General features: G+C 38.3%; 33 protein-coding genes and 1 pseudogene. 29 read left to right on the top strand and 5 right to left on the bottom strand.

Going from position 1 to position 25,840, the window contains the following annotated elements:
- The first annotated feature begins 112 nt into the window (after window positions 1-112).
- The 6 genes from BN53_RS04530 (at window position 113) to rpsI (ending at window position 4,332) form a co-directional block, all read left to right on the top strand.
- A complete protein-coding gene (locus BN53_RS04530) occupies window positions 113-964 on the top strand; it encodes an energy-coupling factor ABC transporter ATP-binding protein (RefSeq protein WP_009559735.1) in 852 nt (283 codons plus the stop codon).
- The gene (locus BN53_RS04535) at window positions 940-1,785 is read left to right on the top strand and encodes an energy-coupling factor transporter ATPase (RefSeq protein WP_009559736.1); all 846 of its coding nucleotides are present in this window, start codon (window positions 940-942) and stop codon (window positions 1,783-1,785) included. Before BN53_RS04530 ends, BN53_RS04535 begins: the two co-directional genes overlap by 25 nt.
- A 4-nt stretch (window positions 1,786-1,789) precedes the next feature.
- Window positions 1,790-2,587, top strand: coding sequence for an energy-coupling factor transporter transmembrane component T family protein (locus BN53_RS04540; protein ID WP_009559737.1), 798 nt, complete (start codon window positions 1,790-1,792; stop codon window positions 2,585-2,587).
- A complete protein-coding gene (gene truA, locus BN53_RS04545; RefSeq protein WP_009559738.1) occupies window positions 2,587-3,375 on the top strand; it encodes a tRNA pseudouridine(38-40) synthase TruA in 789 nt (262 codons plus the stop codon). The genes BN53_RS04540 and truA overlap by 1 nt, the downstream gene beginning before the upstream one ends.
- Before the next feature lie 105 nt (window positions 3,376-3,480).
- Entirely contained in the window at window positions 3,481-3,924 is a 444-nt protein-coding gene (gene rplM, locus BN53_RS04550; RefSeq protein WP_009559739.1) for a 50S ribosomal protein L13, read from the top strand.
- Window positions 3,925-3,936: 12 nt separating this feature from the next.
- The gene (gene rpsI, locus BN53_RS04555; protein ID WP_009559740.1) at window positions 3,937-4,332 is read left to right on the top strand and encodes a 30S ribosomal protein S9; all 396 of its coding nucleotides are present in this window, start codon (window positions 3,937-3,939) and stop codon (window positions 4,330-4,332) included.
- An 87-nt stretch (window positions 4,333-4,419) separates the two neighbouring features.
- Here the strand turns inward: rpsI and BN53_RS04560 are convergent, their stop codons facing one another.
- Window positions 4,420-4,998, bottom strand: coding sequence for a DJ-1 family glyoxalase III (locus BN53_RS04560; RefSeq protein WP_009559741.1), 579 nt, complete (start codon window positions 4,996-4,998; stop codon window positions 4,420-4,422).
- Window positions 4,999-5,200: 202 nt separating this feature from the next.
- Window positions 5,201-5,362, bottom strand: a pseudogene (locus tag BN53_RS09610) (zinc ribbon domain-containing protein); the annotation flags it as partial.
- 200 nt (window positions 5,363-5,562) lie between these two features.
- Here BN53_RS09610 and BN53_RS04565 point away from each other — a divergent pair.
- From BN53_RS04565 to BN53_RS04590, 6 genes are all read left to right on the top strand, one after another.
- On the top strand, window positions 5,563-6,321 hold the full coding sequence (locus BN53_RS04565; protein ID WP_009559743.1) for a sulfite exporter TauE/SafE family protein: 759 nt from the start codon (window positions 5,563-5,565) through the stop codon (window positions 6,319-6,321).
- Window positions 6,322-6,373: 52 nt separating this feature from the next.
- Entirely contained in the window at window positions 6,374-7,054 is a 681-nt protein-coding gene (locus BN53_RS04570; protein WP_009559744.1) for a histidine phosphatase family protein, read from the top strand.
- A 55-nt stretch (window positions 7,055-7,109) separates the two neighbouring features.
- Complete coding sequence (locus tag BN53_RS04575; protein WP_009559745.1) at window positions 7,110-8,000, top strand: cation diffusion facilitator family transporter; 891 nt, start codon at window positions 7,110-7,112, stop codon at window positions 7,998-8,000.
- Window positions 8,001-8,010: 10 nt separating this feature from the next.
- A complete protein-coding gene (locus BN53_RS04580; RefSeq protein WP_009559746.1) occupies window positions 8,011-8,199 on the top strand; it encodes a hypothetical protein in 189 nt (62 codons plus the stop codon).
- Window positions 8,200-8,208: 9 nt separating this feature from the next.
- Window positions 8,209-8,886 carry a 2,3-bisphosphoglycerate-dependent phosphoglycerate mutase gene (locus tag BN53_RS04585; protein WP_009559747.1) on the top strand — a complete coding sequence of 226 codons (678 nt, stop codon included), beginning with the start codon at window positions 8,209-8,211 and terminating at the stop codon, window positions 8,884-8,886.
- 104 nt (window positions 8,887-8,990) lie between these two features.
- Window positions 8,991-9,926, top strand: a complete 936-nt coding sequence (locus BN53_RS04590; RefSeq protein WP_009559748.1) for an AAA family ATPase — start codon at window positions 8,991-8,993, stop codon at window positions 9,924-9,926.
- Between the two features lie 60 nt (window positions 9,927-9,986).
- On the opposite strand, the gene pepC is transcribed toward BN53_RS04590, so the two are convergent.
- Both pepC and BN53_RS04600 read right to left on the bottom strand, forming a co-directional pair.
- Complete coding sequence (gene pepC / locus BN53_RS04595) at window positions 9,987-11,336, bottom strand: aminopeptidase C (RefSeq protein WP_009559749.1); 1,350 nt, start codon at window positions 11,334-11,336, stop codon at window positions 9,987-9,989.
- 82 nt (window positions 11,337-11,418) lie between these two features.
- A complete protein-coding gene (locus BN53_RS04600) occupies window positions 11,419-11,721 on the bottom strand; it encodes a hypothetical protein (protein WP_009559750.1) in 303 nt (100 codons plus the stop codon).
- 97 nt (window positions 11,722-11,818) lie between these two features.
- On the opposite strand from BN53_RS04600, the gene BN53_RS04605 reads away from it, so the two are divergent.
- The 13 genes from BN53_RS04605 (at window position 11,819) to rplA (ending at window position 21,450) form a co-directional block, all read left to right on the top strand.
- Window positions 11,819-12,367 (top strand): dCTP deaminase/dUTPase family protein, encoded by a 549-nt coding sequence (locus BN53_RS04605; protein WP_009559751.1) that lies wholly within the window; start codon window positions 11,819-11,821, stop codon window positions 12,365-12,367.
- A 2-nt stretch (window positions 12,368-12,369) separates the two neighbouring features.
- Entirely contained in the window at window positions 12,370-13,743 is a 1,374-nt protein-coding gene (gene radA, locus BN53_RS04610) for a DNA repair protein RadA (protein WP_009559752.1), read from the top strand.
- Window positions 13,744-13,816: 73 nt separating this feature from the next.
- Complete coding sequence (gltX, locus tag BN53_RS04615; RefSeq protein WP_009559753.1) at window positions 13,817-15,316, top strand: glutamate--tRNA ligase; 1,500 nt, start codon at window positions 13,817-13,819, stop codon at window positions 15,314-15,316.
- A 117-nt stretch (window positions 15,317-15,433) separates the two neighbouring features.
- Window positions 15,434-16,858 carry a cysteine--tRNA ligase gene (cysS, locus tag BN53_RS04620; RefSeq protein ID WP_009559754.1) on the top strand — a complete coding sequence of 475 codons (1,425 nt, stop codon included), beginning with the start codon at window positions 15,434-15,436 and terminating at the stop codon, window positions 16,856-16,858.
- On the top strand, window positions 16,851-17,294 hold the full coding sequence (locus BN53_RS04625) for a Mini-ribonuclease 3 (RefSeq protein ID WP_009559755.1): 444 nt from the start codon (window positions 16,851-16,853) through the stop codon (window positions 17,292-17,294). Before cysS ends, BN53_RS04625 begins: the two co-directional genes overlap by 8 nt.
- Complete coding sequence (gene rlmB / locus BN53_RS04630) at window positions 17,281-18,030, top strand: 23S rRNA (guanosine(2251)-2'-O)-methyltransferase RlmB (RefSeq protein WP_009559756.1); 750 nt, start codon at window positions 17,281-17,283, stop codon at window positions 18,028-18,030. Before BN53_RS04625 ends, rlmB begins: the two co-directional genes overlap by 14 nt.
- A gap of 139 nt (window positions 18,031-18,169) precedes the next feature.
- Window positions 18,170-18,724: a DNA-directed RNA polymerase sigma factor gene (locus BN53_RS04635; RefSeq protein ID WP_009559757.1), complete on the top strand. Its 555-nt coding sequence runs from the start codon at window positions 18,170-18,172 to the stop codon at window positions 18,722-18,724.
- Between the two features lie 60 nt (window positions 18,725-18,784).
- Window positions 18,785-19,000 (top strand): P8 family protein, encoded by a 216-nt coding sequence (locus BN53_RS04640; RefSeq protein WP_009559758.1) that lies wholly within the window; start codon window positions 18,785-18,787, stop codon window positions 18,998-19,000.
- Between the two features lie 138 nt (window positions 19,001-19,138).
- On the top strand, window positions 19,139-19,288 hold the full coding sequence (gene rpmG, locus BN53_RS09415; protein ID WP_009559759.1) for a 50S ribosomal protein L33: 150 nt from the start codon (window positions 19,139-19,141) through the stop codon (window positions 19,286-19,288).
- Window positions 19,289-19,295: 7 nt separating this feature from the next.
- Window positions 19,296-19,466: a preprotein translocase subunit SecE gene (secE, locus tag BN53_RS04645; RefSeq protein WP_009559760.1), complete on the top strand. Its 171-nt coding sequence runs from the start codon at window positions 19,296-19,298 to the stop codon at window positions 19,464-19,466.
- A 109-nt stretch (window positions 19,467-19,575) separates the two neighbouring features.
- Window positions 19,576-20,124 (top strand): transcription termination/antitermination protein NusG, encoded by a 549-nt coding sequence (gene nusG, locus BN53_RS04650; protein ID WP_009559761.1) that lies wholly within the window; start codon window positions 19,576-19,578, stop codon window positions 20,122-20,124.
- Between the two features lie 130 nt (window positions 20,125-20,254).
- Window positions 20,255-20,680 (top strand): 50S ribosomal protein L11, encoded by a 426-nt coding sequence (rplK, locus tag BN53_RS04655; RefSeq protein ID WP_009559762.1) that lies wholly within the window; start codon window positions 20,255-20,257, stop codon window positions 20,678-20,680.
- Between the two features lie 77 nt (window positions 20,681-20,757).
- Window positions 20,758-21,450, top strand: a complete 693-nt coding sequence (gene rplA, locus BN53_RS04660) for a 50S ribosomal protein L1 (protein WP_009559763.1) — start codon at window positions 20,758-20,760, stop codon at window positions 21,448-21,450.
- Window positions 21,451-21,504: 54 nt separating this feature from the next.
- On the opposite strand, the gene BN53_RS04665 is transcribed toward rplA, so the two are convergent.
- Window positions 21,505-22,233, bottom strand: a complete 729-nt coding sequence (locus BN53_RS04665) for a response regulator transcription factor (protein WP_009559764.1) — start codon at window positions 22,231-22,233, stop codon at window positions 21,505-21,507.
- A 145-nt stretch (window positions 22,234-22,378) separates the two neighbouring features.
- On the opposite strand from BN53_RS04665, the gene BN53_RS04670 reads away from it, so the two are divergent.
- Genes BN53_RS04670 through pstB form a run of 4 tightly spaced genes read left to right on the top strand, consistent with a single transcriptional unit; the run spans window position 22,379 to window position 25,837 of the window.
- Window positions 22,379-23,242 carry a phosphate ABC transporter substrate-binding protein gene (locus BN53_RS04670; RefSeq protein WP_009559765.1) on the top strand — a complete coding sequence of 288 codons (864 nt, stop codon included), beginning with the start codon at window positions 22,379-22,381 and terminating at the stop codon, window positions 23,240-23,242.
- A 3-nt stretch (window positions 23,243-23,245) separates the two neighbouring features.
- Window positions 23,246-24,169, top strand: a complete 924-nt coding sequence (gene pstC / locus BN53_RS04675) for a phosphate ABC transporter permease subunit PstC (RefSeq protein WP_009559766.1) — start codon at window positions 23,246-23,248, stop codon at window positions 24,167-24,169.
- Entirely contained in the window at window positions 24,169-25,056 is an 888-nt protein-coding gene (gene pstA, locus BN53_RS04680; RefSeq protein ID WP_009559767.1) for a phosphate ABC transporter permease PstA, read from the top strand. Before pstC ends, pstA begins: the two co-directional genes overlap by 1 nt.
- 1 nt (window position 25,057) lies before the next feature.
- Window positions 25,058-25,837, top strand: coding sequence for a phosphate ABC transporter ATP-binding protein PstB (gene pstB / locus BN53_RS04685; RefSeq protein WP_009559768.1), 780 nt, complete (start codon window positions 25,058-25,060; stop codon window positions 25,835-25,837).
- The last annotated feature ends 3 nt before the right edge of the window (window positions 25,838-25,840 follow it).

Genomic DNA, 25,840 nt, shown 5'->3' on the forward strand with positions numbered 1-25,840 from the left:
CGAAAGCTTAGTCTAGCTTAGATGTGTTTTATCTCATCCCTCTTCATGGATGATTTTTTTTATGCAATTTTTTTGATAGAATAGGGAATAAAGTTTATGAGGTGGTGAAAGCATGGAAAAAAAGAAAATTATTTCCTTTAAAAACGTATCTCTTACATATCCAGAAACCAAAAAGCCAGCGGTTGACAATGTTAGCTTCGATATTGCTGAAGGTTCATGGACAGCAATTATTGGACACAATGGTAGTGGAAAATCGACTATTACCAGACTAATTAATGGCTTATTGGTGCCAGATAATAACCCTGATACAAGCATAATTGTTGACGGAATTACATTGACCGATGATACAATTTGGGATGTTCGCGATCGAGTAGGAATAGTTTTTCAAAATCCTGATAACCAATTTGTTGGTGCGACTGTTGCAGATGATGTTGCTTTCGGCTTAGAAAATCGTGGCATTCCAAGATCAGAGATGCTAGATATTGTTGAAGAATCAGTTAGAAAAGTTGGTATGGCAAGTTATATGAATGCCGAGCCTGCTAATTTATCCGGTGGTCAAAAACAACGTGTGGCGATTGCAGGAATTTTAGCCGTTAAGCCAAAAATAATTATTTTGGATGAAGCCACCTCAATGCTGGATCCCAATGGTCGTGATTCAATCTTAAGCCTAGTGCGCGAAATGAAAGCCGAAAATAATTTAACGGTTATTTCAATTACTCACGATATTGATGAGGCTGATGAGGCTGATGATGTAATTGTTTTGGATGATGGTGTGATTATCGACCAAGGTAGTCCGGAGAAGATTTTCAATCAACCAGAAATGATTGAAAGAATAGGATTGGAAGAACCATTTATTTTTAAATTAAAGCAAAAGTTAATTGAGGCAGGAATAGAAATTCCAGACTCAGTTAATAAGCAGGAAGAGTTACTGGAAGTCTTATGGCAATTGAATTCAAACATGTAAATTATATTTATTCACCAGGTTCACCGCTTGAGAAAAAGGGTCTGGATGATATTTCATTTAAACTAGAAGAGAATAAATTTATTACCCTAGTTGGACATACGGGTAGTGGCAAGTCTACTTTAATGCAGCATTTCAATGCTCTGTTGAAGCCAACTAGTGGGGAAATTGACATCGCTGGCATGACAATTGATTCCCATAGCAATAACCGTCAGTTAAAGGAATTGCGCCGCCATGTAAGTATTGTTTTTCAATTTCCTGAATCACAATTATTTGAAAATACTGTTTTGGATGATATAGCATTTGGACCAAAAAACTTTGGCTATTCAGAAAAAGAAGCCTTGGATTTGGCCGAGGAATGGTTGATCAAAGTTGGTCTAGATCCAGAGGTGGGCAAAAAGTCGCCATTTGATTTATCAGGTGGTCAAATGAGACGAGTAGCTATTGCTGGTGTATTAGCTTATCAACCGGATATACTCTGTTTGGATGAACCAGCAGCTGGCTTAGATCCCAATGCCAAAAAACAAATGATGCAGCTATTTTCTGATTATCAAAAAGCAGGCCATACTGTAATATTAGTCACTCACAACATGAATGATGTGGCAGATTATGCAGATGATGTTTTGGTATTGGAACAAGGCAAGTTAGTCAAGCAGGCCACACCAAGAGAGCTATTTTCTGATCCTCAGTGGCTTAAGGATCATTATTTGGATATGCCAACAGCTGGTCAATTTGCAATGCAGCTTAAAAATTACAAGTTCGGAGAAAATCCATTGAGCTTAGATGAATTGGTTGCTGGTATCAGAAAAAATCTAAAGAGGTGAGTTTGTGAGTAAAATAATTATTGGTCGATATATACCTGGGGACTCGATTATTTACAAGATGGATCCGCGGGGTAAATTGCTGGCGACAATCTTATTTATCTTTTTTATTTTTCTGGCTAATAACTGGCTGACCTATACAATTACTGTCGCCTTCTCACTTGTGGCTATTTTAGCAACAAAATTAAAAGCCAAAGTTCTATGGGATGGCGTTAAGCCGTTGATTTGGCTGATCTTTTTCACATCTTTGTTGCAGTTGTTTTTTACAACAGGTGGAAAAACATACTGGAGCTGGACAATTTTTACAATTTCTAGCTATGGACTAACCAATGCGACTTACGTATTTATCAGATTTACCTTGATTATTTTAATTTCGACAGTAATGACGGTAACTACAATGCCACTAGAAATTGCCGATGCGATGGAGTGGCTATTAACGCCTCTGAAGCTATTTAAAGTTCCAGTAGATAAGATTGCCTTGGTTATGTCAATTGCCCTGAGATTTGTTCCTACGCTCTTTGATGAGGTTTTAAAAATTATGAACGCGCAAAGATCTCGTGGTGCAGACTTTAATAGCGGTGGCTTGATCAAGCGGGCAAAGGCGATTGCTCCGCTTTTGGTGCCATTATTCATCAGTTCATTGCAGACAGCGATAGACCTTTCAACTGCGATGGAATCACGCGGCTATCGTGGCAGTGAAGGCAGAAGCAGATATCGTGTTTTAAAATGGTCAAAATATGATTTGGCCAATTTGTTTTTCTTTGTAATATTAGTAGCATTATTATTGATATTTAGGACTCATTAATGACAATTAGATACAAAATGAAGTTGGCTTATGATGGCCACTTATTTCATGGCTTTCAGATTCAGCCAGACCAAAGAACTATCCAAGGTACTATTGAAAATGCCTTGAAAAAAATGACTAAAGGTCAACGAATCATTGTAGAAGGATCAGGTAGAACTGATGCTGGAGTGCATGCCTTAGAGCAGGTTATCCACTTTGACTATCCTGGAAAAGAAATCCCAGCTGATCATATGATCATGGCGATGAATTCGATGATGCCAACAGATATCATTTTTAAAGACTGCGAAATTGTTACCGAAGATTTTCATGCTCGCTATAGCATCAAGGGCAAATGGTACAGATACCGAGTTAGCTTGGATCATTTTGTGAATCCATTCAAGCGCTATTATACTGGCCACTTTGCTTATCCGGTTGATGTGGAAAAAATGCAAACAGCAGCTAAGGATCTTTTGGGAACACATGATTTTACTAGCTTTGCTGCTAGTGGCGGACAAATAATAGATAAAGTAAGAACGATGTATTATGTCAACGTTGAAAAAAATGAAGCGGAAAACGAAATAATTTTCGACTTTATTTGTTCGGGTTTTTTGTACAACATGGTTCGAATTATGGTAGCTACACTATTAGAAATCGGTAATGGCCGCAGACCTGTTCATGACTTAACTCGAGTAATTGAGGCTAAGGATAGACAAGAAGTTAGAATGACTGCAGAAGGCAGCGGACTATATTTATATCATGTCTTCTACGATGAAATTCCGGAAAAATATCGTCTCGATAAACATTTATAATTGACTTTTTGTCAAAAAGGACGTACTCTAGTAGAGTATGTTTGTCCACGATAGGCCCCGGAAACTTATTGTTTTCAAACTGCAAAATAACGGAGGAATTTTAAATTGCGTACTACACCATTAGCTAAATCTAGTGAAATTGAACGTAAGTGGTATGTTATCGATGCAACTGACGTATCTTTAGGTCGTCTTTCTGCAGCCGTAGCCACTATTTTAAGAGGTAAGAACAAGCCTCAATACACACCAAATGTTGACACTGGCGACAATGTTATTATTATTAATGCATCAAAGCTTAAGTTAACTGGTAAGAAGGCTACTGACAAGATTTACTACCATCACTCTGATTACCGTGGTGGCTTGAAGGCCATCTCAGCTGGTGAATTACTTGCTAATAACCCAGTTAGATTAGTTGAATTGTCAGTTAAGGGTATGCTTCCAAAGAACACTCTTGGTCACCAAGAATTCTTAAAGATGCATGTTTACGCTGGTGCTGAACACAAGCACGAAGCTCAAAAGCCTGTAGAATTAGACATTAACAAATTAATCTAGGAGGTTACATAGATGGCACAACAAGCTGCATACATTGGTACTGGTCGCCGTAAGAATTCAGTTGCGCGTGTTCGCTTAGTACCTGGTAACGGTAAGATCACTGTTAACGGAAAAGATGTTGATGAATACATCCCATTCCCTAACTTAGTTAAGGACTTGAAGCAACCATTGACTTTGACTGAAACTGACGGTCAATACGATGTGAACGTAAACGTAAATGGTGGTGGTTTCTCAGGTCAAGCTGGAGCTATCCGTCATGGTATCGCTCGTGCACTTCTTGATGTTGACCCAGATTTCCGTGGCCCATTGAAGAAGGCTGGTTTCTTGACTCGTGATCCAAGAATGAAGGAAAGAAAGAAGCCAGGTTTGAAGAAGGCCCGCAAGGCTTCACAATTCTCAAAGCGTTAATATTTACAACAACTGTTGTTTATCAACGTTTTGCTTATATCAAAAAAGCATCCGCATTGCGGATGCTTTTTCTTTAGCTAAAATTTGTTACTTAGCAATCTTTTCAGCTAAATAATCATAGAGCATAGCTTTTTTCAATTCGCTTGTATCAACACCGACTGCTTCAGCAATTTCATAGGCAAAAGCCCAAGCAGTAGCAGGTCCACGACTAGTGATGATTTTTCTTTGTGGATCAACTACAGTTATCTCGTCATGGTAAATTCCTGTCGGAGCTTCAGCTTTGGTAGTTTGGTCAATTCCAGGATAGCTTGTATAATTACTATCAGCTAAAAGTCCAAATCTTGCAAGTGCAATTGGAGCTGCACACATAGCAGCATTCCACTTGCTTTCTTCATTTCTTTGAACCATCAGCTTTTTGAGTTGCTCGCTATCACGAAGGTTTTCAGCTCCGACGCTACCACCTGGCAAAGCGACTAAATCATAGTCTGCTAAGGAGTCATCTAAAACCTTGTCACAAGTGAGTTTAATTTGGTGAGCTCCCATAATCGTCAACTTATCAAGTCCGACCATGTCGGTTTTGATATTTAATCTTCTTAATACATCGACAATGCTCAAGCCTTCGACTTCTTCACAACCATCAGCAAAAACAACAGCAACTGTTGGCATAATAAAATCTGCTATATAAAATGTGAACAAATGTAATTTTATGCTTTATTTGATTACATTCGAGAAAGAAATATATTTTCCTTTCTATATTTTACTTACTACCGTCTTCACTAGTATTCCCATATCCCAACTAGGGGGTAATGACATTGACCGGCTCTGATAGCTTTAGGGTATAGCCCACCCCTTCTTTTTATTTTCTTGTTTACTTTATTAGTGCCAAAAGATTGGCTACGGCATTCTCGTCTCTGTCTGCTTGGTAGCCGCATTCATAACAAATATACTCGCTATGCTTGGTTCCATGCTTGGCATTGCCCATCGAGCGCCTTTTTCATGGTTTGATTGGGATATAGCCACACTTTCTGCACTCTGATCATGGACATAATATTCACCTCACATTTTACCTTTCTGTGAATATTATATCGTAATCGACTATGTTAGTTTATATTTTTGATAACAGTTATATCACTCCTTTTTTGTAATTTTTTCTTTTATTATACAGTAGTTTGATTCATGATAGAGAAGATAAGAATTACAAATTGAAAAGTGATAGATATAGGTGAGAAAATGACTATTTCAGTTTTTGTTTTTTTGATTATAGCAGGAATTTTAGCGGGAATTGTCTCGGCAGTTGCAAGTATGGCATCCTTGGTATCTTATCCGGCATTGCTTTTGGTAGGAACGGCGCCAGTTGTTGCCAATGTAACTAATACATCCGCTTTGATATTTACTGGTGTTGGATCGACTTTGTCGTCATTGAAAGAGATGAGCGGACATTGGAAAGAATTGCTAAAGTACGCGATTTTTATGGTAATAGGTGCTATTATTGGTGGCAGCCTATTAATTCGATTTCCGGGCAAAATTTTTGAGAAAATAGTTCCGTTTTTGGTACTTATTTCAGCTGGATTATTATTGCTTAGTGGTAGTAAAAAATTTGGATCAATTCGCCAAAGCCAAGATAAAAAGCACAAGATTGTGGCCTATTTAGGAATGGTAATTTGCGGGATCTATACTGGCTATTTTGGTGCCGCAGCTGGAGTAATCAATTTAATTGTCTTATCGTATTTGAGTGATGCAAAATTTATTGCGATCAATGCGATGAAAAATATCTTGGGTTCCTTAGGCAATCTTGTTGCTTTGTGCATTTTTATTTTTGATGGGAAAGTCAACTGGGCAATGACTGTTCCGCTTGCCATCGGCTTATTTATCGGTGGATTTTTAGGACAGAAATCTATCAAGTATTTGTCTCCTAAGGCAGTTCGCTGGATTACTGCGATTTTCTCCGTATTTTTGGCAGGCTATCTTTACTATTCGGCACAGCACTGATAATCTGATAAAATTACTATAACTAATTTTTATAAATCAAAGGGGTGTTAGTTTGACAACAGAAGTTTATCTAGTTCGTCATGGTGAAACCATGTTTAATCAATTAAATAAGGTACAAGGATGGTGTGATGCGCCATTAACAGTTAAGGGAATCGATGACTTGAAGCGGACAGCTGATGCTTTGGCTCAGGTGCACTTTGACAATATGTATTCATCCGACCTTAAGCGAGCAATCGATACCGTTCACTTAATAAAAAATGCCAACGTAGTTTCCAATATTGGCAAGATTCGAAAATTGCCAGAATTTAGAGAAGTCTTTTTTGGTAGTTTTGAGGGCGATGATATTGACCAAACTTGGGACCTAATTGCTCAAACTGCTGGAATGGGGCATGAAACCAATGTCCAAAAGATTATTAATCATCTTGGCTTAAGAGAATTTAGAGCTGCAACCAAAAAAGCAGACCCTCGTCACTTAGCCGAAGATATGCCAGAACTTGATGAACGGATGGCCAATGCGATTAAAGTTTTAGCCAAAATAACCAAAAACGAAAGACGCGTTTTGGTAGTTTCTCATGGTGATTTTATCAAGACTTTGGCGATTAAGTATTGGAACCAAAGCGATGGCCAACATGATATCATTTTTCCAAATAATGGTAGCGTAACCCGGGGACTTTTGCACGACGATGGCAAGTTTGAAATTGTCGACTATAATTTGGATCCAGAAGATCTTTAAAAAATAGTCAAGTCATGAACCCTAACTCAATTCATAAGAAGCAAGAGGTGGTAATTTGGAAAAAGATAGTTTGACCAAAAGATATATGTGGGTCACAACTTTAAATGTTATAGTTACGTTTGCGGAATTTGTTGGTGGCCTTCTTTCAGGCTCGCTAGCTTTACTTTCAGATGCAGTTCACAACTTGAGCGATGTGGGAGCAATCGTCATCTCATTTATTGCCCATTTAATTAGCAAGCGAAGCCGAAATCGCAAAAAAACTTTTGGCTACGAAAGAATCGAAATTTTGGCCGCCTTTACTAACGGGATAATTTTAATCGTTATTAGCTTATATTTATTCTTTGAAGCAATTGGTCGCTTTTGGCATCCAGAGCCTGTACATGGGACTTTGATGCTGAGTGTGGCAATAATTGGTTTAATCGCCAATGTTGTTTCAATGCTAACTTTGCACAAAAGATCAGAACATAACTTAAATGCCAAATCTACGATGCTTCATATGATGAGCGATGCCTTATCAAGTTTAGTCGTGGTAGTTGGCGGAGTTGTGATCATGCTATTTAAGATTAATTGGCTTGATCCAGTTTTAACGATTTTGGTTTCAATCTTCGTCTTGCATGAAGCACTTGAGATCACGGAAAAAGCTGCCAACATTTTGATGGAATCTAATCCTAACATCGACTTAGACCAAGTTAATGAAATTGTATTGGGTTTTCCGGAAATAAAGCATATTCACCATGTTCATGTTTGGCGCTACAGCGATGATATTATTATGCTCGATGCACACTTAAATGTTGATCCCAACTTAACAGCGGGCGAATTTGAACAACTGTGTCATCAAATTTCGAAAAAATTGAAGGTTTTAGGAATAAACCATATCAATTTGCAAGCTGAATGTGAGCGTGGCAGGGATGAAAAAATGATTATTGAACAGAAGTATGGAAAATAGAGGTAATTGAATGTCTGGTAAGGTAAATATTTTTACAGCAATTATTGTGATTATCGTTGGATTATATGATATTTCAATTGCAATCAATCGTCGTCATCAGCCGAATAATCGCAAGGGTATTAAGGCCTACGCAATTTTGGGCGGAATTTTTACAGTTTTTGGAATCGGCTTATTAATTAGCTTATTGATTCAAAAATAGGAAAGTTCAATGGTCAAATTAGTACTTGTTAGACATGGAGAAAGTACAGCTAACGCTAGCAATGTTTTTACTGGATGGAATGATGTTCCTCTAACAGATCAAGGCATTTTTCAGGCCAAAGAAGCTGGAAACTTGATCGCGCAACTAACGGATTTTTATCCAACGCATATTCATACTTCGCTTTTATCTAGGGCAATCGTGACGGCTAATATAGTGGCTGAATGTTGCAATCTGCTATATCTGCCGATTACTAAGACTTGGCGTTTAAACGAGCGCCATTACGGGGCTTTAAGAGGTTTAAATAAAGTTCATGCCCGCGATATGTATGGAATCGATCAAATTTTGCGCTGGAGAAGGGGATTTGATGAAGTCCCACCAAAATTAGCCAAGCCAATGCAAGATCGGCGCTATCAAAACTTGGATCCAAAGTTGATCCCGCGGGCAGAAAGCCTGCATCAAACTCAGGCTAGATTGATGCCATATTATTATGCAGAAATTGCTTCGCGCCTATTGAATGGCGAAGATCAATTAGTCGTGGCGCATGGATCAAGTTTGCGGGCATTGATCAAGAAGCTAGAAAAAATTGACAATCAAGAGATTATTCACTTAGAGGTTCCAAATGCTGAACCAATAGTCTATACAATGGATCAGCATTTGAATATTCTTGATAAGAAAATCTTAAAATAGCTGATTGTTTCCGTTTTTTTCAAAAGTCTAAATAAGATTTCCGTTACTTATGGTAAAATTTATTACGATATTAAGTATTTAATTTTGAATTTGGAGTTTTAGGCATGCGTAAAATATTTTTGCTACGGGGTGCACCTGGCTCCGGAAAATCTTCTTTTATTGCACGTCATCATTTACAGCCTTATGCTATTAGTCGAGATCAAATTAGGCTTTTATTGGCGGACTTAACAGTTTATTACTCAGAAGAAGAAGATTACTTACATCAGGTGATTCCGCGTCATGTTACTGTACAGACGCAAAAAATGGTGGATAATCTTGTCGAACACAAGATGTCCTATGGGGAAACAGTGATCGTCGATGGGACACACGTTTTGCCAAGTGCAATCGAGCACTTTAAGCCAATGGTTGATAAGTATCATTATGAGTTATTTGTAGTAGATTTGATGCAGCACAATACTTTGGAGAATTTATTGAAGCGAAATCAAACTAGAATGCACTACGACTGGGTTAAACCAGAAGTAGTAAAGCAGATGTACTACGAATATGAAGCTCATCCAGAAGTTCCAGAGTGGGCACATAAGATTTTGCCTAATCAAATGGACAAGGCCTTGTCACAAAGAGAAAGCAACTTAGACAAGTATTCACATGTTATTGCCGTACCAGATAAGGTGGATGAAAAAGATTTTCCACATGTGCATATTTCTAACTTCTACTTCTCGTTTAACAACAAGTTTAGCGAGAAGTACGGTACTTACCGTAATGTTGTAACGATCGCCAAAAACAAAGAAGAGGCAGTTGAAGAATTCAAGTTGCCATATTTTGCTTTTAAGTTCCATCACAAGCACTTCATCATTTCGGCATACCCAATTAGAAATGAAATGTTGGATCCTATTCGTAAAGTCAAAGGCGTATGGACTTACTCGACTGGTTTGTTTAACGTTGCAGATTATGTGCGAGAATTTCCAGAAAACCAGCAGCAACATGTTCATCAGTTCAATTTGAGCAAGCTAGATCCGACGCGTTTATTACATATTTGGTAAAAGAAAAAAACTTAGAGTTTTTCGACTCTAAGTTTTTTTGTGTCTTGATAAATATTAAGATTAATAGTTAAAAGCAAGAGCTCCCATTGGGTCCCATGGTTGCAATTCAATAGGGTTATCCTTGCCATCTTCATATGCCTTCTTCAAGTCTTCTGGCAAGATAGCGGTGTTGATAACTGCTTGGTAAACAAAAGTTTCAAACCACTTGTCGCTCATTACGAAGTAGCCCTTAAATCCAGCTTTTTCACCCCATGAGTTTTCGATCTTCCACTTAGTTGGCTTGCCATCGACTAAGTCAACGCCAGTAATAACCATAGCGTGGTCCATCATGCTTTCACCAGATACTAATCTTTCAGCCTTAGTCATTGAGAAGTCAACGTCAAATAATTCATCGCGCTTGTATAATTCAGTATCTAATAAACCAGCTTTGCGTTCAGAATCTTTAACAACGTTTGAACCAAACCAAACAACTTCGCCAGATTGCAATTGCTTGATGATCAAGTCCTTCATTTCGTCCACAGTTAAGTTAAGGTGACGAACTTGACGACCGCCTTGAACATTACCAAGGTATTCAACTGAGAATACCTTGTGGAAAGGCTTGTCTTCAGTAGGTGCGTTGATAGTTGAAATATGGTTGTCTAAGTCCATGTTGACATATTTCTTGAAGAATTCTTGTGGAGTGATGTCCTTGTCAATGTGGTAAACATTGTCATCATCACGGTATTCAAAGTTGAATTTCTTTGGTGGTACGCCTAAAGAAATAGCCAAGATTCTGAAGACATCGTTAAGCATTTCAAGCTTGCGAGCTTCAACTTCTTCAGCTGATTTTCCTTCGTTAACTAACTTGCGCAATTCAAGACCATCCTTGCGAAGCAAAGTGTTAAGAGTGTCGTTTAAAGCAGCAGAGCTAGTTGCGTTGAAAGTTTCTGGGTAAACGCTCTTAGGAACGATACCATACTTTTCGATAAGTCCGCAAAGCATGTCCCATTGTCCACCATCTTGTTGAGGAGTAGTGAATAAGAAAGCAACCTTACGGTCATCTAAAGGCTTGTCAGCACTTGCAATAACATTTTCAAAGAACCAGTTTGACTTTTCGAACTTGTCCCAGAAGTTAGTGTAGTTTTGAGATAATTCAAAGTCTTTGATCTTGTAGTTCTTTTGCAAAGGATGTCTCATGGTGTTAAGAGCTGAGAACATCCAGCAACGACCTGATTGCTTTTGGTCAGAAGGCTTGCCAGTTTCGATTTCAACTGAAAAAGTTGGAGTCAAATCGATTGTGGCTTGCAAGTTTTGACTAGCTTTAAAAATACCGTTTTCTTGAGCAGCACGGCTAGCTACGTTAAAAGCAGAGTGATTTGATAAATCTGCTTTAAAGTTATCGATAGTTTCAGATGTAATTTCTTTTACCATGTTAAAAACCTTACCTTTTTAATATTATTATAAATATTTTATAGCATAATAGAGCTTTAGTCTATCGAATTTCCGACTATTATTATTCTGAAGCTGGTGATTGATACCAAATTTCCTTGGAATTTGGTCGAGTTTTAAAATCTGAAATCACTCTAGGGTCTAAAGGCCAAACTTTTGTTTGAGTGCTTTTTGCTAGCTCTAACACCTTGTCAAAGGCTATATCTAACGCAGTTTGTGCTTGAAAGTCTGGGTTGATAAAAAGATGATTCATCACCCAGACCGCTTGTGTGCGATGATTAATTAAATCCATACTCCAGCGATAGAGTAGTTGATGATTTTGATCATATTTTTCGAAAATTTGTTTGTTTTCATTAAGGTTTTTCATAAAGCCAACTTTCTAGAAAAAATTATTTCGGTGTATTTTGTGCAAATTAATTGTAGAATAGAGATCTGATAAAAACAAAATCAAATGGAGATTTTTTATGAAAACACGCGGGTTTGAAATTGTTTCAAAATATAAAGATAAGGGCATTAACTTGCCTAGACGCCAAACAATTGCTAGTGCAGGCTATGATATTGAAGCTGCCGAAGATATTGTTATTCCAAGCATTTGGCGCTTAAATTTTGTCCGGATTTTTAGATTGATTAGAAACGGACATCAACTTTATGAGCGCGATTATGAGATGAGTGACGATATCTTAAAGCCAATCTTGGTACCAACTGGGATCAAAGTTTATATGCCAGAAGATGAAGTCTTGATCTTGGCTAATAGATCCTCCAATACTTTCAAAAAGAATTTGGCTTTGCCTAATGGAATTGGAGTAATCGATGCTGATTATTACAATAACGAAAAAAATGAAGGCGAATTATTCGTTCAAGTTTTGAATTATGGAGTTCGTCCATTGAAGATTCGTAAAGGAGATCGGATTGCTCAAGGAATTTTTATTAAGTATTTAAAGACCGATGACGATCTTCCGATTGCTAGAGAAAGAGTAAGTGGCTTCGGCTCAACTAATGGGAAGGAAAGTTAAGAGTGGCTGTTAGAACACAATATAAGTGCCGATCATGTGGATATATTTCTGCGAGTTATTTAGGCCGGTGTCCAAATTGTGGAGCTTGGAACCAATTTGAAAAGGAAACGCAAGAAGTTCAAAGAAGATCTAGCAAACAATCTGCTAGTCAATTGATCCAAAAAGTTGGTGGCAATGAACCAGTAAAATTAGCAGAAGTAAAAGCCCAAAAAGAAGAAAGAATTACCAGCAAAATCGGCGAACTAGATCGAGTTTTGGGCGGAGGAATTGTTCCAGGATCTTTAGTTTTGATTGGTGGCGATCCAGGAATTGGAAAATCCACCCTGATGTTGCAAGTAATGGGTACCTTGGCTAAAGAGCACACTGTTTTGTATGTGTCAGGAGAAGAATCAGCTAGCCAGATTAAATTGCGCGCTGATCGACTAGGAATAGCTGCTGACAAGATGCTGCTTTATCCTGAAACTGATATGCAACATATTCGAGAACAAATCGATGAAATTAAGCCAGACTTTTTGGTAATTGACTCAATTCAAACAATGCATGAACCAAGCTTGGATTCAATGACCGGCTCAGCTTCACAGGTTCGCGAAGTAACCAATGAGTTGATGAAGATTGCCAAGATGGATTTGATCACTGTCTTTGTAATTGGACATGTAACTAAGGAAGGTGCAATTGCTGGACCTAAGATATTAGAACACATGGTTGATACAGTGCTTTATTTTGAAGGGGATGAGCACCATTCTTACCGAATTTTGCACTCAGTGAAAAACCGTTTTGGTGCGGCTAATGAAATTGGCATGTTCGAAATGGTGAACGATGGCTTAAAAGAAGTATCTAATCCATCAGCGATCTTCTTAGATGAGCGCTTACCTCAATCAACAGGATCGGCAATTGCAGTTTCGCTTGAAGGAACTAGACCCCTTCTTGCCGAAATTCAAGCTTTAGTTACTCCAACTGCTTTTGGCTATGCTAAGCGAACTACTTCAGGACTGGACTATAATCGAGCTTCCTTGCTCTTAGCAGTTCTAGAAAAAAGGGGCAACTTAATGCTCCAAAATCAGGATGTCTATTTGACGACTACTGGTGGAATTAAGCTTAATGAACCAGCCATTGATTTGGCGATTATGATGTCAGTGGCTTCTAGCTACCGCAACAAAGAAATTTTGCCGACTGATTGCTTTGTTGGAGAAGTTGGATTGACGGGGGAAATTCGCCGGGTCAATAAAATTGATTCCAGGGTCAATGAAGCTGCTAAGATTGGTTTTAAACGGATTTTTATTCCTAAGCATAACTATTACCCAGACTTAGCTAGCTCCGGCATTGAGGTAATTCCGGTGGCCAGCATCGCACAAGCTTTAAAATTAGTTTTCGGCTAAGAATTGAACTTTTTATGTATTACGGTTAAACTAAGAATGTTTATATTTAGTATTTTTGAAAGAGGCATGAATATTGGCTAAAGAAAAGATTCGTGTAAGATATGCTCCAAGTCCAACTGGACACTTACACATTGGGAACGCACGTACTGCACTTTTTAACTATTTATTTGCACGCCACAACAAGGGCGTAATGGTTTTGAGAATTGAAGATACTGACCAAAAGCGTAACGTTGAAGGTGGTTCAGAATCACAAATGCGTAATCTTCACTGGTTAGGTATCGATTGGGATGAAGGTCCAGACAAAGGCGGAAATTACGGCCCATACCGCCAATCAGAAAGAAAAGATATTTACAACAAGTACATTCAACAATTGCTTGATGAAGGCAAGGCTTACTATTCATACAAGACTGAAGAAGAACTTGAAGCTCAACGTGAAGAACAACGCGCTATGGGTATTGCTCCTCACTACACTTATGAATACGAAGGCATGACTGCTGATGAAATTAAGCAAAAGCAAGAAGAAGCAAAGGCCAAGGGCTTAAAGCCAGTTGTAAGAATTCACATTCCAGAAATGAGAACTTACGAATGGGATGACATGGTTAAGGGTCATTTGAGCTTTGAATCAGATACTATTGGTGGCGACTTCGTTATCCAAAAACGTGATGGTATGCCAACTTACAACTTTGCCGTTGTAATCGACGACCACTTGATGGAAATCACTCACGTTCTTCGTGGTGACGACCACGTATCAAACACGCCAAAGCAATTGGTAGTTTACGAAGCATTTGGCTGGGAGCCACCTAAGTTTGCTCACATGACTTTGATTATCAACGCAGCTACTGGTAAGAAGTTATCTAAGCGTGATGAATCAGTCTTGCAATTTATCGAACAATATCGTGATCTTGGTTACTTGCCAGATGCAATGTTCAACTTCATTACTTTGCTTGGTTGGTCACCTGTTGGTGAAAACGAAATTTACTCACAACGCGAATTTATCAAGCAATTTGATCCAAAGCGTTTGTCTAAGTCACCAGCTGCCTTTGACCAAAAGAAGTTGGAGTGGGTAAATAACCAATACATTAAAGAAGCTGACCGCGATCAATTGCTTGACCTTGCTTTGAACAACTTACAAGAAGCTGGTTTGATTGAAAAAGATCCTACTCCAGCTAAGATGGAATGGGTTCGTCAATTGGTTAACATTTACTCAGTTCAAATGTCATACACTCAACAAATCGTTGAATTGACTAAGATTTTCTTTGAAGCTCCTAAGAAGCTTACTGAAGAAGAATTGAACGAATTGACTACTGACAACGCTCGTCCAGTAATTGAAGAATTCAAGAAGCAATTAGATCTATTGCCTAGATTTACTGCAATTCAAGTTATGAATGCAATTCAAGCCACTCGTAAAGAAACTGGCGTAAAGGGTAGAAAGTTATTTATGCCAATCAGAATTGCAACTACCAGATCAATGGTTGGACCTGGTATCGGCGAAGCTGTAGAATTATTGGGTAAAGACCGAGTTGTAGAACACATTGATTTAACCCTAAAGGAAATGGCAGAAAATAATTTATAATATTGCTGTTGACAGAGAACTAGAAAGCAGACTGCAATCTGTTTTCTAGTTTTTTGTATTTACGGTGTTTTTCTTGTTAAAATTAGAATGAATTTTTAGAAAGGAAGAGTTCAAATCGTGCAAGTCTATAATACATTGACCCGAAAAAAAGAAGAATTTAAACCGTTAGTACCTGGCAAGATTAGTATGTATGTTTGTGGCCCTACGGTATATAACTATATCCATATTGGAAATGCGCGTAGTGCGATTGCTTTTGACACGATTAGACGCTATTTTGAATATCGCGGATACGAGGTTAAATACGTCTCTAACTTCACTGATGTTGACGACAAAATGATCAATCAAGCTCGTCAAGAGAAGATCACGGTTGCTCAATTAGCTAAAAGATATATTGAGGCTTATACAGAAGATACTCGCGCATTGAATGTTGAACCTGCTAGTTTGCATCCGCGCGCTACTGAAGAAATCGACTCGATTATTGATTTTATTCAAGATTTAATTGCCAAAGGCTTTGCTTATGAAGTCGATGGAGATGTCTATTATCGAACTAAGAAGTTTGCGGACTATGGCAAGTTAAGCGATCAAAATATTGCTCAGCTTGAAGAAGGCGCTTCTGAACACGTTAAAGACGAAGAACAACAAAGAAAAGAAGATCCAATTGATTTTGCTTTATGGAAGGCTCAAAAACAAGCTGATGAAATTGCTTGGGATTCTCCATGGGGCAAGGGTCGACCAGGTTGGCATATCGAATGTTCAGTCATGTCAACCAAGTATTTGGGCAATACTATCGATATTCACGCCGGTGGACAAGACTTGGAATTTCCACACCATGAAAATGAAATTGCTCAAAGTGAAGCAAAAACTGGTCAAAAGTTTGTCAATTACTGGCTCCACAATGGCTTTGTCACCGTGGGCAAGGATCAAGAAAAGATGTCTAAGTCACTCCACAACTTTGTTACGGTTCATGACATTATTCAAAAGATTGATCCACAAATTTTGCGCTTCTTCATGGCTAGCGTGCAATATCGCCGTCAAATCAATTATTCAGAAGAAAACTTGAGTCAAGCAGCCAACATTATTGATAAATTCAAAAATACTTTGCTTAATGTGGCTTTTCGTTTGGAAGATCAAACTGAATCACAAGCTGACAGCGAACTTGCAGCAGCAATTGAAATGACTGAAAAGAAGTTTGTGGAAGCAATGGATGACGATTTCAATGTTCAAAACGCTTTAGCAGCTATTTACGATTTGTTGCCATTAGTCAATGCCAATGCCAACGCAGAAAAAAGCGATAAGTCAGCTTTGAAGCAATTCGATCATGCTTTCAAAGCTTGGATAGAAGTCTTTGGTTTGGATGCTAGCCAATTAGTAAAGCAAGAAGCAAGCGATGATGATGCTCAAATTGATGAATTGGTAAAAGAAAGAGACTTGGCTCGAAAGAATAAAGATTGGGCTAGAAGTGACGAAATTCGTGATCAATTGAAAGAAATGGGGATTATTATTCAAGATACCCCTCAAGGAACTAGGTGGACACGTGAATAAAGCAAAAGTATTAGTTGAACAAACCGTTAATCCCAATACTCTGAGTGGACAGACTTTAGCTTATATTGGGGATGCAGTTTATGAGATTTACATTCGTCGTCACCTTTTGCGCGGTGGAATTGTAAAGCCCCAAGTATTGCAAAGAGAAGCTACGTATTACGTTTCAGCCAAGGCTCAAGCTGCCTTGATTACTAAATTGCAAGATGAGCAACTTTTGACAGAAGAAGAAACAGCTGCTTTTAAGCGCGGACGCAATGCTAAAACTCATACTAAGGCCAAGAATACTAGTTTGAAGACTTACCAGCTTTCAACTGGTTTTGAGGCGATGATTGGCTATTTAGACTTAGCTGATGAAAAAGATCGAGTAGAAGAGCTTTGCCTTTGGTGTATTGAAAATGTAGAAAATGGTGGAATAGATAAATATGACTTCAGTTAATAGTGACTTTGTATTTGGTCGACATGCTGGAATTGATTTTTTAAAAACGCAAGATGTTGGTCGAATCAACAAGATATTTTTGCAACAAGGTGTGCAGGCAGACTTTGCCAGCCAAGTTGTTTATTTAGCTAAGAAAAAGGGACTAATTATTCAAAACGTTCCTAAGAATAAACTTGACCGCTTGGTTCAAGGCGGCAACCACCAAGGATTGGTTTTAGCAGTATCAAGCTTTGAATATGCTGATCTTGATCAACTGTTAAATAAATTTGAAGCCGAAAATCATGATGCCTTTTTGCTGATGCTTGACTCAATCGAGGATCCACATAATTTAGGCTCAATTTTGCGTTCAGCTGATGCAACAGGAGTAGATGCAATTATTATTCCTAAGCGTCATGCAACAGGCTTGACCTCGGTTGTAGCTAAAACTTCTACTGGTGCCATTGATTACGTGCCGGTTGCTCGCGTCAATAATTTGGTTCAGACAACTAAAGAATTGAAAAAGCGTGGCTACTGGATCTTTGGAACAGACATGGAAGGTACAGATTACCGCAAGTGGGATGCCAAAGGCAAGACTGTCTTAGTAATCGGTAATGAAGGAAAGGGGATTTCTCCATTGCTTAAAAAGCAAATGGATCAAACTTTAACTTTGCCGATGGTAGGCCACGTTCAATCCCTTAATGCCTCAGTTGCCACAGGCGTATTGCTTTATCAAATGTTAACCAGCCGTCAAGGCTAATTGAACGATTTAGTCAAAATTGCCAAAATCTTTAGGATATTTAGGCTTGAATTGTATTCCAAGCAGACTGTGCATATTTTGTTTTAAAAACTGTCTCTGTATGATTAATACGTATATCAAGTGCGGAGGTAGTTAGAATATGCATAAACAAGAACAGGAAGCAGAGAAACTAGTCGAGGCCTTTTTATCTGGAGATGAAGATGCTTTATGCAAATTGGTTAATCTATATAAGCCGATGATTTGTGCTATAAAAAGTAGAATATATTTAAAGAACTTAGACGATGAAGATTGGTATCAAGAGGCGATGATTTCTTGTCATGAAGCCATTATGGCCCATGATAAAAACAAAGGAACTTTCGGTACGATCTATAAAAATTATTTCTATAATCGGATAATGACCCTTTTGAGATTCGAAATGGCAGTTCGGCGTAGAATAGATCGGAATATGGTTCCTTGGACTGAAGATATCGATGATTTAGTGCAAGAGCCTGATAATTTATACTGCACGATTAATGAAGTGGGATCTAAAGTATGTCAAAAATTAACTAATGTGGAAATGAATGCTATCTTGGTAATGCTGGGCAAAGCGTCAGTTGATGATGTGCTGCGCGATTGCAACATAACTTTGCGCCAATTAAATAGTGCCCGAGCGAGAGCTCGTAGAAAACTATATGAAATTTTATTTAGTACGTGATATATTTTTGATATATGGTTGTATAATAATTATGTAGAGTTTTTTAGGAGGTATTTTAAGATGGCAGATGTTATGAAGACTGCAGTATTAGACCGTCACATGAATGAAGTTTTTGATTGGAGCGACTCTGATCTTCCTGTTAGAGATGCCCTTTGGGACTATTTCATGGAAAAGAATGGTAGAGATACCGACAAGACGGAGGAAGATATGCTTCCGTTCTTAAAGGACTCTGACGAAAAGGTTGAAGAATTCGTCAGCGCAAATCTTAAGAAGTAATTCCTTAAAAATATTCTACGCACAATGGTCACGCTTTTTTGACCATCAAGACAGCTATTGCAAAGATAGCTGTCTTTTCTTATAATTGCGTTTATTTTTAAATCCTGGTAAAATTAACAGAAGTTTGGAAGTGAAATTATGGCAGTAAAAAAAGCAGCATTAGCTTGTACAGTTTGTGGATCACGCAATTATTCAATCACCGCAAACAATAACCGTACTCAAAGACTTGAACTTAACAAGTTCTGCAAACATTGTGGTAAGAAGACTTTACATAAGGAAACGAGGTAAGAATTAAATGATTAAGTTCTTTAAGAGCGTAGGAAAGGAAATGAAATTGGTCACTTGGCCAACTTTCAAGAAGAATCGTCGCGATACTGCAATCGTGATTGGCAGCTCAATTTTGTTTGCTGCATATTTGGGTTTGCTTGATTGGGCATTTAGTTCTTTAACTCAATTAATGATGTAATTAAATCTATTAATGATAGGCAAAGATGGATTGTTCGTGGTATAATCTGTCGTAACGAAGGAAAAACCTCAGCATCGAGGTTTTTTTGTTTGCCAAAAAGGAGAAAACAATGGTAGAAACAGCCGAAAAGAAATGGTACGTATTGCATACTTATTCAGGATATGAAGACAAGGTTAAGTCCGACCTTCTTTCACGTGCGCAAAGCATGGGGATGCAAGACTTTATCTTCAGAGTAATGGTTCCTGAAGAAAAGAAGACTGAAACTGTTCGTGGAAAAGAGCAAGCTATTGAAGAAAAGATTTTCCCAGGATATGTTTTAGTAGAAATGGTCATGACTGACGAGAGTTGGTTTGTGGTACGTAACACACCAAACGTTACTGGATTCGTAGGTTCTCACGGTGGTGGTTCTAAGCCATCTCCATTACTTGAAGAAGAAGTTGAAAGATTGCTCAACTTAGAAAATGAAGACCTTTCTAAGCCAACTATCGACTTTGAAATTGGTGATACAGTAACTATTACCGAAGGACCATTTAGTGGAATGGCTGGTAAGATTACCGATATTCAAGAAGACAAGGCTAAGGTTTATGTATCGATCGATATGTTTGGTCGTGCAACTACAGCTGAACTTGATTACGACCAAGTAAAAGATTATGAATAAATAGAATAATTTTGTCTTGTAATTGTTGTTGTTTGATGCTAAGATAGTTGACGTATCTTTATTATTGTGGGAGGGGAATTAGGTAAATTCTCCATTTTAACCGCATCACGGAATCAAGGAGGTTTTGACCGTGGCAAAGAAAGTTATTAACGTTGTTAAATTACAAATCCCAGCTGGTGCTGCAACACCTGCACCACCTGTTGGTCCTGCATTGGGTCAAGCTGGTATTAACATTGTAGGTTTTACTAAGGACTTCAATGCTAGAACTGCTGACCAAAAGGGCATGATTATCCCTGTAGTTATTACTGTATATGAAGATCGTTCATTCGAATTCATTACTAAGACTCCACCAGCACCAGTATTGCTTAAGCAAGCTGCTAAGATCGATAAGGCTTCAGGTGAACCTAACACCAAGAAGGTTGGTAAGGTAACCAAGGCTCAAGTCAAGGAAATTGCCGAGACTAAGATGAAAGACCTTAACGCTGCTGATATCGAAGCTGCTATGCGCATGGTTGAAGGTACCGCTAGAAGTATGGGTATCGAAGTCGAAGACTAATCCTGTTATTTAGTTAACATATTAGGTGGGAGAGCTTAGAGAGAGCTCGTTTGACCACATTACAAGGAGGAAATCACATGCCAAAGCATGGTAAGAAATATTTAGAAGCTGCAAAGAAAGTAGATTCAACTAAGTTATACACTATTGACGAAGCTATGAAGCTTGTTAAGGAAACTTCATACGCAAACTTTGATGCTTCAGTTGAAGTATCATACAATTTGAGCGTTGACCCAAAGCAAGCTGATCAACAAATCCGTGGATCACTTGTTTTACCTAACGGTACTGGTAAGACCTCAAAGGTTATCGTTTTTGCTGAAGGTCCTCAAGCTGAACAAGCTAAGGCAGCAGGTGCTGACGAAGTTGGTTCAGATGAATTGGTAGAAAAGGTTCAAAACGGTTACTTAGACTTTGACGTTGTTGTTGCTACACCAATGATGATGGCTAAGGTTGGTCGTTTGGGTCGTGTACTTGGTCCTAAAGGTTTGATGCCAAACCCTAAGACTGGTACTGTAACCATGGACGTTGAAAAGGCTGTTAAGAACGTTAAGGCTGGTCAAGTAGAATACCGTGTTGACCGTCAAGCTGCTATCCACGCTGCTATCGGTAAGGTTTCATTTACTGAAGAACAATTAGCAGAAAACTTCAAGGCATTGCGCGATGTTATCGTTCGTGCACGTCCTGCAGCTGCTAAGGGTCAATACATCAAGAGTGTTGCTGTTGCTGCAACTTTCGGCCCTGGTATTAAGCTTAACCCATTAGACTTAAACTAATAAAAGCAGACAAAATCAAAAGAGATCAGGAAATTTCCTGATCTCTTTTTTTGTTTAATTTACTTCTTGTCCATGCAAGGTTAAGATATAGCCCCAACCTCTAACTGTTTTAAGAATTTGCGGATGCCTTGGGTCTTTTTCGATTTTATCGCGCAAATGGCTGATATGAATATCAACGATTCTGGTTGAATTTAACGATTCATCATATTGCCAGACGCCTTTTAACAGTTGATCTCGAGATAAAACTTGTCCTTCGTGTTCAAACAAGTATTCCAATAATTTAAACTCTTTGGTTGTAAGGGCAAGTTTTTTGCCATTTAATTTTGCTGGGTAACTAGATAAGTCTAAGTTGTATTTTTTCTCAGTTATAAAATAGTCATGAATGCCCTTGTGCCGCAAGGGTCTAGTTGAAATATCATGCTGGGCAGTTAGCCAGGCTAAACTATCTAATTGAGCCAAGATAAGAGAAGGATTGTAAGCTACTAGAACAGAATTTACATTTAGTTTTAGTAGTTTTTTTGCTAAATGACTGTCAAAGGTTTTAGTCAAACAAATAAGTGGACCGTGAAATTTTTGACGAATTTCACTAATTGCAGCAATAACCTCGTTTATATCCAAGTGATGAAGATCAAGCACGATTCCCTTAACATCAGGATCTTCGGCGTGAGTGACCACCTTTTTCAGAGTTATGGCGTTATACAAATTCATGTTTGCTTTATTTGTTTCGTTATTTAGTCCGCTAAATAGCAGTAAATTTTGGCTCAATAAGATTATAGTTTGCATGATGAATCCTTTCATTCTCTAATTAATAGTATAAGTAAAAAGTGCCTACTTTTGCACGTAGCAAGCAAGAATTTACATAAAATTTACATAAGCAATGATCAGGCTTTACACTCGCTTTTTATACTGAAATCGAGAGGTAAAGAAGATGAAAAAGACAAAAATAGCTTTATTGTTAATTTTATTACTCGTTCCATTCTTAGGAGCATGTTCACATAATAAAAATCAACTGACAATTGTGGGTTCTACAGCTTTGCAGCCACTAGCTGAAGAAGCAGGATATCAATATGGAATTAAACACAATGTCACTATTAACGTACAAGGTGGCGGAACTGGTACAGGTTTAAGTCAAGTCTCGGAAAAAGCCGTAAATATCGGCAATTCTGATCTTTTTGCACAGCAAAAACAAGGCATTGATTCTAAAAAATTGCTCGACTATAAAGTAGCAGTAGTTGGCATTGCGGTTATCACCAACTCTACTAGTGGTGTAAAAAATGTAACTATGGATCAATTGCGGAATATTTTTGCCGGCAAGATTACTAACTGGAAGCAAGTGGGAGGCAAAGATTTGCCAATCGTTTTGATTCACCGCAGCAAGGGTTCAGGTACGAGATTTACCTTTGAACAAGATGTAATGCATGGTCAGCCAGTTGCTGGCGGACAGGAACAGGATTCAAATGGTTCCGTTCAAAAAATCGTGGCAGCAACTCCAGGTGCAATTTCCTATTTAGCCTTTGCTTATGCCAATAAGAAAAATCTAGTTAAGCTGGAAATTGACGGAGTTAAGCCGACTAAGGCTAACGTTACAAACAACAATTGGAAAATTTGGTCATACGAACACATGTATTTGAATAAAAAGGCCAACAATCAATTAGCGAAAAAGTTTATCAATTATATCGAATCGCCTAAAATTCAAACCAGCATTATTGAAGAACTTGGATATATCAGCATTCATCAAATGAAGGTTTCAAAAGATATCAATGGGAAAGTTCATCAACTAAAAGGGGAGTAAAGCATGAAAGCTAAAGCAAAAAATCAATTGTTAAAAGCTAGTAAGGCGACTAAGGAAAATGTAATCGGACAAGTAATTACCTTCCTATGCGCAACTATCATTGTTACTTTGACGCTAGCGATTATTTTCTTTGTTGCTAGTCGCGGAATCAGAGCTTTTGTAGTTGACCACATCAGTTTGGGGCAATTTTTAACAGGCAGTGAGTGGAATCCTGGGACAAAAAATGCCCAAGGCCAACCGATAGCAGGATCCTTGCCTATGATTATTGGATCATTTGGAGTAACTCTGTTGGCTGCTTTAATTGCGACACCATTTAGCTTGGCAATCGGAATTTATATGACAGAATATGCCAGCAAGAGAATGCGTCGCTTGATTCAGCCAATGATTGAACTATTTACTGGAGTGCCATCAGTAGTTTACGGATTTACTGGATTGATGGTAATTGTGCCAATAACTAGAAAGCTTTTTGGTGGGACGGGTTTTGGTATTTTGCCAGGAGCTTTAGTCTTGTTCGTTATGATTTTGCCAACTATTACTTCGATGGTAGTTGATACTTTGCAAAGAATTCCAGTAAGTTTTCGTCAGGCTGCTTTAGCGCTAGGAGCAACTAAATGGCAATCGATTTATCTGATCGTTTTGCGAGCAAGCATTCCAGGAATTTTGACAGCGATAATTTTCGGAATGGCAAGAGCCTTTGGCGAGGCGCTAGCAGTACAAATGGTAATCGGAAACTCTCCTTTGCTTCCGACTAATTTGGTATCACCAACAGCAACCTTGACTAGTCAATTGACTTCTCAAATTGGAAACACAATTATGAATTCGGTCGAAAATGATGCCTTGTGGGCATTAGCATTAGTCTTACTATTAATGTCATTGGTCTTTAACCTAGTAGCTAAGTGGATTGGAAAAAGAGGAGAATTGAAATAATGAATGCAAAACGAATTGATAAAATTGCGCGCTATGCAATTCAAACAATGGTAGCCATTGTAGCTCTTATTCTACTTGCTCTATTGTCATATATTCTGATCAATGGTTTGCCCAATGCTTCAATAGACTTTATCTTTAAGCCATCTGAAGCAATTAAGGCTGGGGGCGGTATCAGAGATCAGTTGTTTAATTCGATTTATTTATTGGTTTTAAGCATGGTGATTTCTCTGCCACTAGCTTTAGGAGCCGGGATTTACTTAGCCGAATTTGCACCTAATAATTGGCTAACGCGCTTAGTTAAGACTTTAATTGAAATTTTGAGCTCATTGCCATCGATCGTCGTTGGTCTATTTATCTATTTGCTAGTTGTAATTAAATGGCAAGTTGGATTTTCGATTTTGTCAGGAGCCATTGCCTTAACGGTTTTCAATTTGCCTTTATTGACCAGCAGTATTCAAAATGCCTTTGAAGCAGTTGATCATAAGCAATTAGAGGCAGGGCTAGCTTTAGGGATGTCACCTTGGAAAACGATCAAGGGTGTAATTTTGCCAATTACAGTTCCTTCAGTTGTAATGGCAATCATCTTGGCATCGGGAAGAATTTTTGGTGAAGCTGCAGCTTTGATCTACACTTCAGGTCAAAGCGCCCCTAGACTTGACTATGGTAATTTAAACCCATTTTCGCCAACTAGCCCCTTAAACGTAATGAGACCAGCTGAAACTTTGGCAGTTCATATCTGGAAATTAAATACTGAAGGCTTAACCGCTGATAGCGATGCAGTCTCAGCTGCTGCTTCTGCAGTCTTAATTATCGTTGTATTGTTGTTCAACTTGATGGCCCATTATTTAGGCAATAAGTTAGAAAGAAAATTAACGGGAAAGAAGTAAAATGAAAGAAACAAATATCGTAATTCCTAGCCAAGAAATTGCTCTAAAAACTATTGATATGACAGTTAACTATGGCAAAGTTGAGGCCTTACATAAAACCAACTTATCTTTTCCAAAAAATCAAATTTCCGCTCTGATTGGTGCATCTGGCTCAGGCAAATCGACTTTCTTGAGATCACTCAATCGAATGAATGATAAAGTTGCGACGGTGAACGGACAAATTATTTTTGATGGAATTAATATCAACAATCCCAAGATTAATGTCTATGAACTTAGAAAACATATCGGCATGGTTTTTCAAATGCCTAATCCATTTGCTAAGTCAATTTATGACAATATCACTTACGCCTTGCGCTATCATGGCGTAAAAGATAAGCAAAAACTCGATGAAATTGTCGAAACTAGTTTGAAAAAGGCAGCCTTGTGGGATCAAGTTAAAGATGACCTTGCTAAAAGCGCCCTAGATCTGTCAGGTGGGCAGCAGCAACGCCTTTGTATTGCTCGTGCAATTGCCCTAAAGCCAGAAATTTTGTTACTGGACGAGCCAACAAGTGCCTTAGATCCAATTTCAACTGCTAAGTTTGAAGAAACGATTATGGAATTGAAGGAAAATTACACGATCATCATGGTAACGCACAATATGCAGCAGGCGGCCAGATCTAGCGATTACACGGCATTCTTTCATTTAGGCAAGGTCTATGAATTCGATCAAAGCAGCAACATCTTCCAAAATCCACAAGTTGAGTTGACGCAAAATTACGTAGAAGGAAGATTTGGTTAGGTG

Source organism: Lactobacillus pasteurii DSM 23907 = CRBIP 24.76 (assembly GCF_000297025.1).
Taxonomy (GTDB): Bacteria; Bacillota; Bacilli; order Lactobacillales; family Lactobacillaceae; genus Lactobacillus; species Lactobacillus pasteurii.